This window comes from Candidatus Binatia bacterium (genome assembly GCA_036382395.1).
Lineage (GTDB): Bacteria > Desulfobacterota > Binatia > HRBIN30 > HRBIN30 > JAGDMS01.
In genome coordinates, this window is record DASVHW010000404.1 from 1 (window position 1) to 14,916 (window position 14,916).

The window sequence follows — 14,916 nt, forward strand, 5'->3', positions numbered from 1 at the left end:
GAGATGGTGATGCCGGGCGACAACATCCGGGTGAGCATCGAGCTGATCACCCCCATCGCCATGGATGAAGGGCTGCGCTTCGCGATCCGCGAAGGCGGCCGCACCGTCGGCGCCGGCGTCGTCGGCAAAATCATTAAGTGAAGGGGAAAGGCCGATGCGCGATATCATTTCGTTCCAATGTGAGCAATGTAAGCGCCGCAACTACACAGGAACGAAGAACAAGAAAACTACCACTGAGAAACTGGCTCTGCGGAAATTTTGTCCATTTTGTCGGACGCATACGGTCCACAAGGAGTCGAAGGTCTGACGAAAAGAGAGCGAAAACGGCACAGGGCAAGGCTGGAACTTGCCTTTAGGGTGGTCGTGTCGGGTCAGTAGCTCTAATTGGCAGAGCACCGGACTCCAAATCCGGGGGTTGCAGGTTCGAGCCCTGCCTGACCCGCTCCGCCGCAAGCTGAGCGCACGTTGAGCAAATATGGCACTGCAAGAACAGTTTGGGAAAATACGAGACACGGTCCCGCGCGCCACGAACTTCTTGAACGAGGTTTGGAGCGAGCTGAAGAAGGTCCATTGGCCCACGCGCAAGGAGACCTATGCGGCAACCCTCGTCGTGGTGATCATTACGATCATCCTGGCGGTATTTCTGGGGGTCGTTGACTATGCCGTTTCCCATGTGGTGCGAGCCATTTTGAGTTGATCCGCCATGGCGAAACAGTGGTACGTCATTCATACGTATTCGGGCTACGAGCATAAGGCCAAGGCCGCCCTTGAGGAGCGTATCAAAACGCTCAACAAGCAGGAGTACTTCGGTGAAATCCTGGTGCCGGCGGAGAAGGTTGTCGAACTCGTCAAAGGACGGAAGAAGACCTCGTCGCGGAAGTTCTTTCCGGGCTACATCCTGGTGAACATGGAACTCAACGATGAGACCTGGCATGTTGTGAAGTCGACCCCGAAAGTGACCGGTTTCGTCGGGGACGCGACCCACCCGGCGCCGATCTCCGAGGCTGAGGTCCACGAGATCACGCAGCAAATGGCCGAGGGGGCGGCCCGGCCGAAACCCAAGGTGCTGTTCGAGTCGGGTGAGAGCGTCAAAGTCGTTGATGGTCCATTCCAGGACTTCAACGGCGTGGTGGAAGAGGTCAAGGCAGACAAGGGCAAGCTCCGCGTGTTGATCAGCATCTTTGGACGGGCAACGCCGGTCGAGTTGGACTTCGTCCAGGTCGAAAAAGCATAGCGCCCTATTTCGGAGGAGACCGTAGTGAAAAAGGTAATCGCAGAGATCAAGCTGCAGATACCGGCCGGCCAAGCCAACCCCAGCCCCCCCGTGGGCCCCGCTCTCGGGCAGCGTGGCGTGAACATCATGGAGTTTTGCAAGGTGTTCAACGCCCAAACCCAAGCGCAGCAGGGGCTCTTAATTCCGGTGATTATCACGGTATACGCTGACCGGTCGTTTACCTTCATCACCAAGACGCCGCCGGCTGCCGTATTGCTGAAGCGGGCCGCTGGGTTGGAGAAGGGTTCGGGCGAGCCGAACAAGAAAAAGGTGGGCAAAGTGACGCGGGCGCAGGTTCGTGAGATTGCCCAGCTCAAGATGCCTGACCTGACGGCTGAGAGCATCGAGGCGGCAATGCGTACCATCGAGGGCGCGGCGCGTAGCATGGGCCTGGACGTGGTCGACTGAGCGAGGGAGTAGCAATGGCCAAGCATGGAAAACGGTACCGCACTGCGCTATCTACAATAGACCGCGACAAACGGTATCCGCTTGATGAGGCGCTCCGCTTGGCGGCGGGGGCAGCGAAGGCGAAGTTTGACGAGACGATGGAGATAGCCGTCCGACTAGGCGTGGATCCGCGCCAGGCAGACCAAAACGTACGCGGCACAGTGATCTTGCCGCATGGCACCGGCAAGTCGGTGCGCATCTTGGTGTTTGCCAAAGGTGAGAAGGAACGCGAAGCGCGCGACGCTGGCGCCGATTACGTCGGTGGCGAGGACTTGGTGAAGAAGATTACCACCGAAAACTGGCTGGAATTCGACAAGGCCATCGCTACCCCGGACATGATGTCGCTCGTCGGCCGCATCGGGAAGGTCCTTGGCCCGCGCGGCCTCATGCCCAACCCGAAGGTGGGCACGGTGACTTTTGACGTCGGCAAGGCGGTGACTGAATTGAAAGCCGGCAAGGTTGAGTACCGGGTCGAGAAAGCGGGCATTGTCCACGTCCCGATCGGCAAGGTGTCGTTTGGCCCCGAGAAACTGACGGACAACGCGGGCGCACTGCTGCACACCTTGATTCGGGTCAAACCCGCAGCCGCCAAGGGAAACTATCTGCTGAGCGTTTCGGTCGCCTCGACCATGGGTCCGGGCGTGAAGGTCGACCCGGCCGCAGTGCGGGCGCAGGCTGCCTGAGGAGGATCTGGTGAATCGTGAAGAGAAAGCAGCTGGCGTCGCTGCGTTACATGAGCGCTTCAAGAGGGCGAGCGTAGCGCTGCTGGCGACGTCGCAAGGGCTGAACGTACGCAAAATGCAGCAACTGCGGCGCGCCTTGAAGCAGGTCGGCGGAGAGTACAAGGTCACCAAGAACAGCTTTGCGCGCCGTGCCCTGAAGGACACTGGGTACAGCGGCTTGCACGATCTGCTCGACGGTCCGGCGGGGCTCATCTTTGGCTATTCGGACCCGGTTGCGGTCACCAAGGTGTTGGTGCGCTTTGCCGAGGAGAACGACAAGCTTTCGATAAAGGCAGCGGTGCTGGACGAGAAGCTGCTCGAACCGGCAGCCGTCGGCGAGTTGGCCAAGCTGCCGAGCCGTGAGGTGCTGCTGGCGACGCTCCTGCGAACCATGCAGGCACCTGCCGTGCAGCTGCTGCGCACCATGCAAGAGCCGGGGGCGCGCCTGGTGCGTGTCGTCGATCGCGTTCGAGCACGAATGGAAAATATAGAATAACGGACCCAGGGAAAGAGGAGGACATCAATGAGTGAAGGTATGGCTACGCGCGAACAGGTGAAGGACTACATCAAGACCATGAGCTTGATGGACGCCGCCACCCTGGTGAAGGAACTCGAAGAAGAGCTCGGCGTCAGCGCCGCAGCGCCGGTGGCTATCGCTGGCCCGGCAGCCGCCGGGGTTGCCGCGGCTGCTCCCGAAAAAGAGGACTTCACCGTCATACTGACAGGATTCGGCGAAAAGAAAATCCAGGTGATCAAAGTCGTCCGAGAGCTGACGGGACTCGGTTTGAAGGAAGCCAAAGACTTGGTCGACGGTGCACCGAAGCCGGTCAAGGAAGGCGTACCCAAAGCGCAAGCTGAGGAGATGAAGAAGAAGATCGAAGAGGCCGGGGGTACGGTGGAATTGAAGTAGGGAACTTCCAGGGGGAGGTCTAAGGAGTCGCTATGGGTTCTCAGGTAGCGAATAATCTGCGTTTTCGGCGGAGCTTTGGGCATATCAAGAAGATCATCGAGATTCCCAATCTCATCGAAATCCAGAAGCGCTCGTACGAAGAATTCTTGCAGCGCTCGGCACCGCCGAGCGAACGCCGGGACATGGGTCTGCAGGGCGTCTTCCGTTCGGTCTTCCCAATCAAGGACTTCAACGAGACATCGTCACTCGAGTTTGTCAGCTACAGTCTCGGAGAATCGAAATACTCCGTCGACGAGTGCCACGAACGGGGCATGACCTTTGCCGCACCGCTCAAGGTGACCATTCAGCTCGTCATCTGGGACGTCGATCCTGAGACCGGCGCGCGCTCGATCAAGAACGTCAAAGAGCAGGAGGTCTACTTCGGGGAAATCCCGTTGATGACCGACAACGGCACGTTCATGGTCAACGGCACGGAACGCGTCATCGTCAGCCAGCTGCATCGGTCGCCCGGCGTCTTCTTCGACCACGATAAAGGGAAGACCCACGCCAGCGGCAAACTGCTGTACTCGGCGCGCATCATTCCGTATCGCGGGTCGTGGATTGATTTTGAGTTCGATCCACGGGACATCCTCTACGTCCGCATCGACCGGCGGCGCAAATTCCATGCGACCGTGCTGCTGCGTGCCTTGGGCATGACCACAGAGGATCTTCTCAACTACTACTATAAGACGGACACCATCCTTCTTGACAGCCGTAAGGTGGCGAAGGCGTTCAAGCCCGATCAATTGGTGGGCTTGAAAGCCACCCGCGACATTCGCGACAGCAACGGCGATCTGATCGTGAAAGAAGGGCGCAAGATTACCAAAGCCACAATCAAGCAGATGGAAGCGGCGGGGATCAGAGAGATCCCGATCACGCTCGAGGAAATCGTCGGCCGTGTTGTGGCCCACGATGTGGTGAATCCGAAGACGGGCGAGGTGCTGCTGGAATGCAACCAGGAGATTACCACCGAACGCCTGGAGAAGCTGCGAAACAACGGTATCAGCGCCGTCGAAGCGCTCTTCCTGGACGACCAACACATCGGCTCATCGCTCCGCAACACCCTGCTGCTGGACAACGTCCTGACGCCGGAAGAAGCGATCATCGAAATCTACAAACGCTTGCGGCCTGGTGATCCACCCACGATTGAAACCGCCACGACGTTCTTCAACAACCTGTTCTTCAATGCGGAACGCTACGATCTGTCTCGCGTGGGCCGCCTGAAGCTGAACCATAAACTCAAGCTGCGTGTCCCGTTGGACCAGGGCACCCTGCGCCGTGAGGACATCCTGGAAGTCGTTCGCTACCTCATCGAGCTGAAAAACGGCAACGGCACGATTGACGACATCGACCACCTCGGCAACCGCCGGGTCCGTGCGGTCGGCGAACTGGTCGAGAACCAGTACCGCATCGGCCTGGTGCGCATGGAGCGAGCCATCAAGGAGCGCATGAGCCTGCAAGACATCGAAACGCTCATGCCGCAAGAGCTGATCAACTACAAGCCGGTGTCGGCCGTGATCAAGGAGTTCTTCGGCTCGAGTCAGCTCTCCCAGTTCATGGACCAGACCAACCCGCTGTCCGAGATCACCCACAAGCGACGGCTGTCGGCCCTTGGACCCGGCGGCCTGACGCGTGAGCGTGCCGGATTCGAAGTCCGCGACGTGCACCCGACACACTATGGGCGTGTGTGCCCGATCGAAACGCCGGAAGGTCCGAACATCGGCTTGATCGCGTCGCTGTCCACCTACGCCCGCGTCAACGAGTTCGGCTTCGTCGAGACTCCATATCGCGAGGTGGAGAACGGCCGTGTGACCGACCGCATCCGCTACCTCTCCGCACTGGAAGAGGAAGACCACGTCATTGCTCAAGCTAATGCTCCCATTGACGCGAAGGGGAACTTCACCGTCGACATGATCTCGGCGCGGCTGAGCGGCGAGTTCACCATGGTGCGTCCGGAGCAGGTTCAGTTCATGGACGTATCGCCCAACCAGCTCGTGAGTGTCGCCGCATCACTCATTCCGTTCTTGGAAAACGACGACGCCAACCGCGCTCTCATGGGATCGAACATGCAACGCCAGGCGGTGCCGCTCCTGCGCACAGAGGCCCCTCTGGTCGGTACTGGTATGGAGAAGGTCGTGGCGCGCGACTCTGGCGTGACGCTCCTGGCCAAGCGGGCCGGCACGGTGGAAAGCGTCGACGCCACCCGCATCGTCATCAAGGTGGACAAAGTCAGCGACTTGGGCCGTGACCCCGGTGTCGATATCTACAACCTCACGAAGTATCAGCGGTCGAACCAAAACACCTGCATCAACCAGAAGCCGATCGTGCTCGAAGGGGATCACCTCGACGCTGGAGAGGTGATCGCCGACGGTTCATCGACGGAAATGGGCGAACTCGCCCTCGGCCGCAACGTCCTGGTGGCCTTCATGCCGTGGGGGGGGTACAACTTCGAGGACTCGATTCTCATCAGCGAACGCGTCGTCAAAGACGACTACTTTACCTCCGTTCACATCGAAGAGTTCGAGTGCGTTGCACGTGACACCAAGCTTGGACCCGAAGAAATTACCCGCGACATCCCGAATGTCGGCGAAGAGGCGCTGAAGGACCTTGACGAGAGCGGTATTATTCGCATTGGCGCCGAGGTGCGCCCGGGCGACATCTTGGTGGGGAAAATCACGCCGAAAGGCGAAACCCAACTGTCGCCGGAAGAGAAATTGCTCCGGGCGATCTTTGGCGAAAAGGCCGGCGAGGTTCGCGATACTTCCCTGAAGGTACCGCCAGGCGTCGAGGGCACGGTCATCAACGCCCGCGTGTTCTCCCGCAAGGGGGTCTCGAAGGATGAACGAAGCCGCCTTATCGAGGACGAGGAAGCGGCCCGGCTGAAGAAGGATCAGCAGGACGAACAACGCATCATCCGCGACACGACTCTCAAGAAGGTCAGAAAACTCCTGATTGGGAAGGAGACGGCGACGCGGTTGACCGACGACGCGCGTAAGGTGTTGCTGCCCAAAGGTCACGAAATCACGCCCGAGGATCTGGAAGAAATCCCTCCGGGACAATGGGCCGACATCAAGGTCGGTGACGACAAGGTGGAAGAGGAGCTGGCGCGTATTGTCGAAGCCATGCAAGAGCAATTCTCCCTCATCCGCATGGTGTTCCAGGAGAAAATAGAACGCCTCAAAGGTGGCGATGAGCTGCCTCCCGGTGTCATCAAGATGGTGAAGGTGTTCGTCGCCATCAAGCGCAAGTTGCAGGTCGGCGACAAGATGGCCGGGCGTCATGGCAACAAGGGGGTCCTCTCGCGGATCCTGCCCGAGGAGGACATGCCCTACTTGGAGGACGGTTCGCCCGTAGACATTGTCCTCAATCCGCTGGGGGTTCCCTCCCGTATGAACGTAGGGCAAATCCTGGAAACTCATCTCGGCTGGGCCGCACGTTCGCTCGGCATTCAGCTGGTCGAACAGCTGAACGGCCGTGCAGGAGAATTGCGCGCGAAGATGCGGGACCTCTACGGCAAGGAGGTAGGCGACCTCGTGGACGGGTTTAAGGATGACGATGTGGTCAAGTTGGTGCGCAAGGCCGCCAACGGCATCCATGTCGCGTCGCCAGTTTTCGACGGTGCCGGCGAAGCCGAGATCTTCAACCTGCTTAAGAAAGCGGCCTTGCCGGCAACAGGGCAAGCCCGACTGCGTGACGGCCGTAGCGGTGAGGCCTTTGACCAGCCGGTTACTGTCGGTATCATGTACATGATGAAGCTACACCACCTGGTCGACGACAAAATCCACGCCCGCTCGACTGGTCCATACTCGCTCGTTACACAGCAGCCCCTGGGGGGCAAAGCACAGTTCGGCGGTCAGCGCCTCGGCGAAATGGAGGTCTGGGCGTTGGAAGCCTACGGTGCCGCGTTCACCTTACAGGAAATGCTGACGGTGAAGTCGGACGACGTGGCTGGACGGACGCGGATGTACGAGGCCATCGTGAAGGGAGAAAACGTGCTGGAACCCGGACTGCCGGAGTCCTTCAACGTGATGATGAAGGAGCTGCAGAGCCTGGCGCTCGATGTGGAGCTGCTGGAGGATAACCCGGACACCGACGTCCGCTCTTAGCGCCGGGAACGCACGGAGGAACCATGGAGGATCTGTTTACTCTTTTTGAAAAACCCAAGAACCCACGGGCCTTTAACGCCCTGCGGGTTTCACTTGCGTCGCCGGACAAGATCCGTTCTTGGTCGCACGGGGAGGTCCGCAAGCCCGAGACCATCAACTACCGGACGTTCAAACCCGAACGCGACGGGCTCTTCTGCGCCAAGATCTTCGGGCCGACGAAAGACTACGAGTGTAACTGCGGCAAGTACAAGCGCATGCGTCACCGCGGCGTCGTCTGCGAAAAGTGCGGCGTCGAGGTGATTCAGTCGAAAGTACGTCGCGAGCGTATGGGGCACATCGATCTGGCGACGCCGGTGGCCCACATCTGGTTTCTGAAGAGCCTTCCCAGCCGTATCGGTACGCTGCTCGATATGACGCTCAAGGAACTGGAAAAGGTCCTCTACTTCGAATCGTACGTGGTGACCGATCCTGGCAAGACCCCGCTGACCTACAAGGAGCTGCTCAGCGAAAATCGCTACCGCAAGGCGCGCGAGGAGTATGGCGATGGCTTTCAGGCCGAAATGGGCGCCGAGGCCATCCGCACTCTGCTGAAGGACATCGACGTCGATGAGTTGTCGCGTGAGTTGCGCGTGGAGATGCGCGAAGCCACCAGCGAAGCGAAGCGGAAGAAGATGGCGAAGCGCCTCAAGGTGGTGAACGCCTTCAAGAGCTGCGGGAACCGGCCCGAGTGGATGATCATGGAGGCCATCCCGGTGATCCCGCCGGATCTCCGTCCACTGGTGCCTCTCGATGGCGGCCGCTTTGCGACCTCGGACCTCAATGACCTCTACCGCCGCGTCATCAACCGCAACAATCGACTCAAGCGCTTGATGGAGCTGAATGCACCCGACATCATCGTGCGTAACGAGAAGCGGATGCTGCAAGAGGCGGTCGATGCCTTGTTCGATAACGGCCGACGGGGTCGCGCCATCACCGGCCCGAACAAACGACCGCTGAAGTCACTCTCCGATATGTTGAAAGGGAAGAGCGGCCGATTCCGGCAGAACCTCCTCGGCAAACGCGTCGATTACTCGGGGCGCTCGGTGATTGTCGTCGGGCCCGAGCTGCGCCTTCACCAGTGTGGCCTGCCGAAGAAGATGGCGTTGGAGCTGTTCAAACCCTTTATCTATAACAAGCTCGAGGAACGCGGTTTCGTCACCACCATCAAGAGCGCCAAGAAGATGGTGGAGAAGGAACGTCCGGAAGTATGGGACATCCTCGACGAGGTCATTCACGAGCACCCGGTGCTCTTGAACCGCGCACCAACGCTGCACCGCCTAGGCATTCAGGCCTTCGAACCGATCTTGATCGAAGGCAAGGCCATCCAGCTGCATCCTCTCGTCTGTGCGGCATACAACGCCGACTTCGACGGCGACCAGATGGCCGTGCACGTGCCTCTTTCCGTCGAAGCGCAAGTCGAAGCCCGCGCCCTGATGATGTCGACGAACAACATCTTGTCGCCAGCTAACGGCAGGCCCATCATCGTTCCAACGCAGGACATTGTGCTCGGCTTGTACTACATGACGCGAGAGCGGCCGAACGCCATGGGCTGCGGGAAACGCTTCGCCAACTTCGGCGAGGTGCGCATCGCCTACGATCAGGCCGAGGTCGACCTGCAAGCTGTCGTCAGCGTGCGGCATAACGGCAGCCTGGTCGACACGACGGTGGGCCGGGTTTTGATGTTCGAAATCGTTCCACGCGAAATCCCGTTTGCCGAAGTCAATCGGGTGATGAAGAAAAAGGAACTCGGCGGCCTGATCGACCTCGCCTATCGGTATGCGGGGAACAAGGCCACGGTCATTTTTGCCGACAAACTCAAGGACCTGGGCTACGAGTACGCGACGCGGGCGGGCATTTCCATCGCCATCAAGGATATGGTCATCCCCTCGAACAAGCCCAAGCTCCTCGAAGAAGCGTACGCCGCCGTGCGCGAAATCGAAGAGCAGTACAACCAAGGGCTGATCACCGACGGTGAACGCTACAACAAGGTGGTTGACATCTGGGCCGAAGTCACCGACCGCATCGCCGACGAGATGATGCGGGAGCTGCAGACCGAAACCTTGGTGACGGAGAAGGGCCAGAAGCAGACGGGTTCCAGCTTCAACCCCATCTTCATGATGGCGGATTCCGGCTCCCGTGGCAGCGCCCAACAGATCCGCCAGCTTGCCGGCATGCGCGGTCTCATGGCGAAGCCATCCGGCGAGATCATCGAAACGCCTATCACGGCCAACTTCCGCGAAGGTCTGACCGTGTTGCAGTACTTCATCTCGACGCACGGCGCCCGCAAAGGCCTCGCGGACACCGCTTTGAAGACAGCAAATTCCGGCTACCTCACCCGGCGCCTCGTCGATGTGGCGCAAGACTCGATTATCACGGAAGAGGACTGCGGGACCCTGGACGGAATCGAAATATCACCCCTCGTCGAAGGCGGCGAAGTGATCGAAGGCCTCGGCGACCGTGTGCTGGGCCGCGTGGCCTTGGAGGACATTGCTGATCCGTTCACCAACGAGGTGATCGTCCGCGCCAGCCAGGAAATCAACGAAGACCTCGTGAAGCGGATCGAAGAAGCCGGTCTGGAGCGCGTCAAGATCCGCTCCGTGCTGACGTGCCAGTCCCGTCAGGGTGTCTGCATTCGCTGCTACGGCCGGGATCTCGCGCGCGGACACATGGTGAACCTCGGCGAGGCCATTGGTGTCATTGCGGCACAATCCATCGGCGAACCAGGTACGCAGCTCACCATGCGGACTTTCCATATCGGCGGGACGGCGAGCCGACGCGCCGAACAGACGACCCTCGAGGCTCGCAACGATGGTTTCCTGAAGTTCATCAACCTCGCTACCGTGACGAACAAGGACGGTGACCAGGTGGTGATGAACCGTAACGGCGAGGTCGTGATCGTCGAGAGGCCCGAGCCGAACCGCGAACGCGAACGCGAACGCTATTCCATGGTGTACGGCGCCAAGCTGAAGAAGAAGGAGGGTGCCCGCGTCAAGGCCGGCGAACTGCTGGCGGAGTGGGATCCGTACACCAACCCGATGCTCACCGAAGTCGGCGGTACGGTGAAGTTCGGTGACATCCTCGAAGGTGTCACGATGGAGGAGCGAGTCGACGAACGTACCGGTCTGTCGACCAAGGTCATCATCGACTGCAAGGACCTCGACAGGCGGCCTCGTGTGTCGATTAAGGATCGCGAAAGCAAGACCGTGCGCCTGCCCGGATCGGAGGCTTTTGCGCGCTACGTTCTGCCAGTGGGTGCGCATATCCACGTTACTGAAGGTCAACCGGTGTCGGCCGGCGATGTGATCGCCAAGTTCCCGCGCGAAACCACGAAGACCAAGGATATCACCGGCGGCTTGCCCCGCGTCGCCGAGCTGTTCGAGGCGCGCAAGCCCAAGGAGTTCGCGGTCATCAGCGAGATCGATGGCACCGTTTCCTTCGGTAAGGATACGAAGGGAAAGCGCAAAGTCATCGTGACGCCGGAGGTGGGTGAAGCGCGGGAGTACCTGATCCCGAAAGGCAAGCACATCAGCGTCCACGAGGGCGACCATGTGCGTGCCGGCGAGCCATTGATGGACGGTTCCTCCAATCCCCACGACATCCTGACCATCCTGGGAGAAAAGGCGCTCGCCAAGTATCTGGTCGACGAGGTGCAGGAGATTTACCGTCTGCAGGGTGTGCGCATCAACGACAAGCACATCGAAGCCATCGTCCGTCAGATGCTGCGCCGCGTCCGGATCAAGGAGGTCGGCGACAGCAAGTTCCTGATCGGGGATCAGGTCGAGAAGTGGCGCTTCGAGGAAGAGAACCAAAAGATGATTGTCTCAGGTGGCGAACCTGCCATCGCCGAGCCGTTGCTCCTCGGCATCACCAAGGCCAGTCTCTCGACGGATAGCTTCATCTCCGCAGCCTCCTTCCAGGAAACCACCAAGGTGCTGACCGAGGCTGCCATAAATGGCAAGGTCGACCACCTGGTCGGCCTGAAGGAGAACGTGATCATGGGCCGCCTCATCCCGGCCGGGACGGGCGTGCCCAGGTATTCCGAGCTGGAATTGGTGGTGGAGGGGGCAGAAGCGGAGGGGATGCAGGAACCCGCACCGGTTGTCGCCGAGGCAATCGAAGGCTGACCCTTGACACGGGCGCTGAGTTTTCATACTAAGTACTGTTCAATTGTTTGCAGGTAAGGACTGCGCGAAAGAGATGCCGACGATTAACCAACTGGTCAAACATGGCCGCGTGAAGCAGCGTCGCAAGATGGCGGCGCCGGCCCTGCAATGCTCGCCACAAAAGCGCGGCGTCTGCACGCGGGTGTACACGCTCACTCCCAAGAAGCCGAACTCGGCCTTGCGGAAAGTGGCCCGTGTCCGACTCACGAATGGGATCGAAGTGACCACCTATATTCCCGGCGTCGGCCATAACCTGCAGGAACACTCGGTGGTGCTCATCCGTGGTGGTCGCGTGAAGGATTTGCCTGGGGTCCGGTACCACATCGTCCGCGGCACGCTCGATTCTATCGGCGTGCAGGACCGGAAACAGAGCCGGTCAAAATACGGGGCCAAACGCCCCAAGTGAGCCCGATAGGACAAGCATCACATGCCGCGTAAAGGAGAAGTGCGGCGTCGGGAGGTTTTGCCCGACCCGAAATTCCACGACCGAATGGTGACCAAGTTCATCAACAGCATGATGAGCGCGGGTAAGAAGAGTACCGCTGAGGGTATCCTGTACGGCGCGCTGGATCTCGTAGGCGAGCGGGCCAAGGAAGACGCGTTGGCGGTATTCAAGCGGGCGCTCGACAACGTCAAGCCCGTCGTCGAAGTGCGCTCGCGTCGGGTGGGTGGCGCGACGTACCAGGTGCCCGTCGAGGTGCGACCCGCACGTCGGGCGTCCCTGGCCATGCGCTGGCTCGTGATGCATGCTCGGAACCGTGCCGAAAAATCCATGGCTGAGCGCCTGGCCGGCGAAGTGCTGGACGCCGCCAACAATCGCGGTGCCACCATCAAGAAGAAGGAAGACACGCATCGCATGGCGGACGCCAATAAGGCTTTCGCTCATTATCGGTGGTAAGATCAAAAAGCAGGAGTGAACTCGGCGGCTACGATCGCGGGCCGCCGTACTCAAAGCAATTATGGCTCGGAAAGTCCCACTGGAACGCACGCGGAATATCGGCATCATGGCGCATATCGATGCCGGTAAGACCACGACGACCGAGCGCATCCTTTACTACACCGGCATCACCTATAAGATCGGTGAGGTCCATGAAGGTACCGCCACCATGGACTGGATGGTTCAGGAGCAGGAGCGCGGCATCACCATCACGTCGGCGGCGACAACGTGCACCTGGCGCGACCACCGCATTAATATCATCGATACGCCGGGTCACGTGGATTTCACCATTGAGGTCGAACGTTCGCTGCGAGTGTTGGACGGTGCGGTGGCTGTGTTTTGCTCCGTCGGCGGCGTTGAGCCGCAGTCTGAAACCGTCTGGCGCCAGGCAGACAAGTACCGCGTTCCACGTATCGCCTTTATCAATAAGATGGATCGTGTTGGCGCGGACTTCTTTCGCGGTGTCAGCATGATTCGCGAGCGCTTGCGTGCCAACGCCATTCCTGTCCAGCTGCCGATCGGCAAGGAAGAGCACTTTCTGGGCATCATCGATCTCGTGACCATGAAGGCAATTTTGTGGGACGATGAGACGCTGGGCGCTCGCTACCGAACCGAGGAGATTCCGGAAGAACACCTGGCGGCAGCTGAACAGTATCGCCAGGAGTTGCTGGAAGCTGTGGCCGATAGCGACGAAAGCGTTCTGGAGAAGTACCTCGAGGGCCAGCCAATTTCGGAAAGTGAGATCCGTCAGGTAATTCGGCGCGCCACGTTGGATATCAAGATCGTACCGGTTCTGTGCGGCGCCGCCTTCAAGAATAAGGGGGTGCAGCCGCTCCTCGATGCGGTCGTGGATTTCCTGCCGGCACCGACGGATGTTCTGGCCGTCGAGGGCCTCAATCCGAATACCGAAGCCCGTGAGCTGCGGGCGGCGGAAGATGACGCTCCGTTTGCGGCACTCGCTTTCAAGATCATGACCGATCCGTTCGTCGGCACCTTGACCTTCATGCGCGTCTATTCGGGCATGGCGGAGTCGGGTTCGTATGTGTTCAACTCGACGAAAGGGAAGAAGGAACGCATCGGGCGTCTTCTCAAGATGCACGCCAACAAGCGGGAAGACATCAAAGAGATCTATGCGGGTGACATCGCGGCGGCCGTCGGCTTGCGGGATACCACCACCGGCGACACCTTGTGCGACGAGCGCCGCCCGATCGTGCTGGAATCGATCGAGTTCCCGGCCCCGGTGATCTCGATCGCCATCGAGCCGAAGACGAAGGCGGATCAGGAGAAGCTCGGAGTTTCACTGCAGAAACTCGCTGCGGAAGATCCATCGTTCCGGGTGGCCACTGACCGCGAAACTAGCCAGACGATCATCTCAGGGATGGGTGAACTGCACCTAGAGATCATCGTCGACCGCCTGCTGCGCGAGTTCAAGGTCGACGCCAACGTCGGCAAGCCCCAAGTCGCCTACAAAGAAACGATCCGGCGGTCCGTCGAGCGGGAAGGGAAGTTCATCCGTCAGACCGGCGGCCGCGGCCAGTACGGTCACGTCGTTCTGCGCGTCGAGCCACTGCCGGCTGGTAAGGGTTTCGATTTTGCGGACGCGACCAAGGGCGGTGTGATTCCGCGGGAGTACATTTCAGCGGTAGAGCGCGGTGCCCATGATGCCTCGGCGACCGGCGCGCTGGCTGGCTATCCGATGGTCGACCTGAAGGTGACCCTGTTGGATGGCTCGTACCACGAGGTCGATTCCTCAGAAATTGCGTTCAAGATTGCCGCCTCCATGGCCTTCAAGGACGCCTGCGCCAAGGCCAGTCCAGTGATCCTTGAGCCGGTCATGGCGGTCGAGGTGGTTGTGCCGGAGGAATTTTCTGGGCCCGTCTTCGGCGATCTCAATAGCCGTCGAGGCCGAATCCAAGGGATGGAAACTCGGGCGGGTGCACAGGTGATTACGGCCAACGTGCCGTTGGCAGAGATGTTCGGATACGCGACCGATTTGCGCTCCATGACCCAGGGTCGCGCAACCTACACGATGCAGTTCTCACACTACGAGCCGGTACCGCAGCCGATTTCGGAAGAGATCACCGCGAAGGCGGTTGGCGCATAGAGTCGGCGTGGCGCGGATGAACTGGGAGGAGTGAACCATGGCGAAGCAAAAGTTTGAGCGCAAGAAGCCGCACGTGAATGTGGGGACGATTGGGCACATTGATCACGGGAAGACGACGTTGACGGCGGCGATCACGAAGGTATTGGCGTCGCGCAAGCTGGCGAGTTTCGTTCCGT

At 59.8% G+C, this 14,916-nt stretch carries 13 protein-coding genes, 1 tRNA gene and 1 pseudogene; all 15 read left to right on the top strand.

Annotated elements, in window-relative coordinates; genetic code table 11:
• Window positions 1–141: elongation factor Tu (gene tuf / locus VF515_19670; protein HEX7409853.1), on the top strand; the 141-nt coding region annotated here is incomplete at its 5' end.
• A gap of 13 nt (window positions 142–154) precedes the next feature.
• Window positions 155–307: a 50S ribosomal protein L33 gene (gene rpmG, locus VF515_19675; protein HEX7409854.1), complete on the top strand. Its 153-nt coding sequence runs from the start codon at window positions 155–157 to the stop codon at window positions 305–307.
• A 61-nt stretch (window positions 308–368) separates the two neighbouring features.
• A tRNA-Trp gene (locus VF515_19680) sits at window positions 369–442 on the top strand.
• Window positions 443–475: 33 nt separating this feature from the next.
• The gene (secE, locus tag VF515_19685; GenBank protein HEX7409855.1) at window positions 476–697 is read left to right on the top strand and encodes a preprotein translocase subunit SecE; all 222 of its coding nucleotides are present in this window, start codon (window positions 476–478) and stop codon (window positions 695–697) included.
• Between the two features lie 6 nt (window positions 698–703).
• The gene (gene nusG / locus VF515_19690) at window positions 704–1,234 is read left to right on the top strand and encodes a transcription termination/antitermination protein NusG (protein HEX7409856.1); all 531 of its coding nucleotides are present in this window, start codon (window positions 704–706) and stop codon (window positions 1,232–1,234) included.
• 24 nt (window positions 1,235–1,258) lie between these two features.
• Window positions 1,259–1,681 carry a 50S ribosomal protein L11 gene (gene rplK / locus VF515_19695; GenBank protein ID HEX7409857.1) on the top strand — a complete coding sequence of 141 codons (423 nt, stop codon included), beginning with the start codon at window positions 1,259–1,261 and terminating at the stop codon, window positions 1,679–1,681.
• 14 nt (window positions 1,682–1,695) lie between these two features.
• Window positions 1,696–2,403, top strand: coding sequence for a 50S ribosomal protein L1 (gene rplA / locus VF515_19700; GenBank protein ID HEX7409858.1), 708 nt, complete (start codon window positions 1,696–1,698; stop codon window positions 2,401–2,403).
• A 10-nt stretch (window positions 2,404–2,413) separates the two neighbouring features.
• On the top strand, window positions 2,414–2,938 hold the full coding sequence (gene rplJ / locus VF515_19705) for a 50S ribosomal protein L10 (protein HEX7409859.1): 525 nt from the start codon (window positions 2,414–2,416) through the stop codon (window positions 2,936–2,938).
• 39 nt (window positions 2,939–2,977) lie between these two features.
• Window positions 2,978–3,352 (top strand): 50S ribosomal protein L7/L12, encoded by a 375-nt coding sequence (gene rplL / locus VF515_19710; protein HEX7409860.1) that lies wholly within the window; start codon window positions 2,978–2,980, stop codon window positions 3,350–3,352.
• A 32-nt stretch (window positions 3,353–3,384) separates the two neighbouring features.
• Window positions 3,385–7,467 (top strand): annotated as a pseudogene (gene rpoB / locus VF515_19715) (DNA-directed RNA polymerase subunit beta).
• Between the two features lie 53 nt (window positions 7,468–7,520).
• Window positions 7,521–11,660 carry a DNA-directed RNA polymerase subunit beta' gene (gene rpoC, locus VF515_19720; GenBank protein ID HEX7409861.1) on the top strand — a complete coding sequence of 1,380 codons (4,140 nt, stop codon included), beginning with the start codon at window positions 7,521–7,523 and terminating at the stop codon, window positions 11,658–11,660.
• A gap of 73 nt (window positions 11,661–11,733) precedes the next feature.
• Window positions 11,734–12,105, top strand: a complete 372-nt coding sequence (rpsL, locus tag VF515_19725) for a 30S ribosomal protein S12 (protein ID HEX7409862.1) — start codon at window positions 11,734–11,736, stop codon at window positions 12,103–12,105.
• Window positions 12,106–12,126: 21 nt separating this feature from the next.
• The gene (gene rpsG / locus VF515_19730) at window positions 12,127–12,597 is read left to right on the top strand and encodes a 30S ribosomal protein S7 (protein ID HEX7409863.1); all 471 of its coding nucleotides are present in this window, start codon (window positions 12,127–12,129) and stop codon (window positions 12,595–12,597) included.
• Window positions 12,598–12,658: 61 nt separating this feature from the next.
• A complete protein-coding gene (gene fusA / locus VF515_19735; GenBank protein HEX7409864.1) occupies window positions 12,659–14,740 on the top strand; it encodes an elongation factor G in 2,082 nt (693 codons plus the stop codon).
• 37 nt (window positions 14,741–14,777) lie between these two features.
• A partial coding sequence (locus tag VF515_19740) for a GTP-binding protein (protein HEX7409865.1) occupies window positions 14,778–14,916 on the top strand: 139 nt, incomplete at its 3' end.